The 653-nt window shown below is 51.5% G+C and carries 1 protein-coding gene; it reads right to left on the bottom strand.

The genetic code is table 11. The features are described 5' to 3' along the window. The coding region (locus tag ACTHUM_RS17180) for a CTP synthase (RefSeq protein WP_440403580.1) at positions 1–641 on the bottom strand (641 nt) is incomplete at its 3' end. Positions 642–653 lie beyond the last annotated feature (12 nt).

Below are 653 nucleotides of genomic sequence, written 5' to 3'. Positions count from 1 at the left end.
TCTCTGTCCATACGGCAGATCAGGATGTCCGGTTGCAAACCGATGCTCAACATTTCTTTAACGGTATGCTGGGTCGGTTTGGTTTTAATTTCACCGGCGGCGGCAATGTAAGGAACATAGCTCAGGTGGGCAAACAATGTATTATTGCGGCCAAGCTGGCTGCGCATTTGGCGGATGGCTTCCAAGAAAGGCAACGATTCGATATCGCCGACTGTACCGCCGATTTCAACAATCGCCACATCATAACCAGCCGCGCCTTCATGGATACGGCGTTTGATTTCATCGGTAATGTGCGGAATCACTTGTACGGTACCGCCCAAATAGTCGCCGCGACGCTCTTTAGCAATCACGTTTTCATAGACTTGGCCGGTACTGAAGCTGTTGCGGCGGGTCATGGTGGCGTTGATGAAACGCTCGTAATGACCGAGGTCGAGGTCGGTTTCCGCGCCGTCATCGGTCACGAATACTTCGCCGTGTTGAAACGGGCTCATGGTACCCGGGTCAACGTTGATATACGGGTCGAGCTTAAGCATGGTCACGTTCAAGCCACGCGACTCGAGAATAGTAGCAATAGAAGCGGCGGCGATACCTTTACCCAAAGAAGATACAACGCCGCCGGTTACGAAAATAAATTTAGTCATGATGTGATACCC

The sequence above is a fragment of the Neisseria sp. P0021.S006 genome, assembly GCF_051956895.1.
Note: the sequence above shows the minus strand (reverse complement) of the source record. Positions and strands in the feature narration are given on the sequence as shown.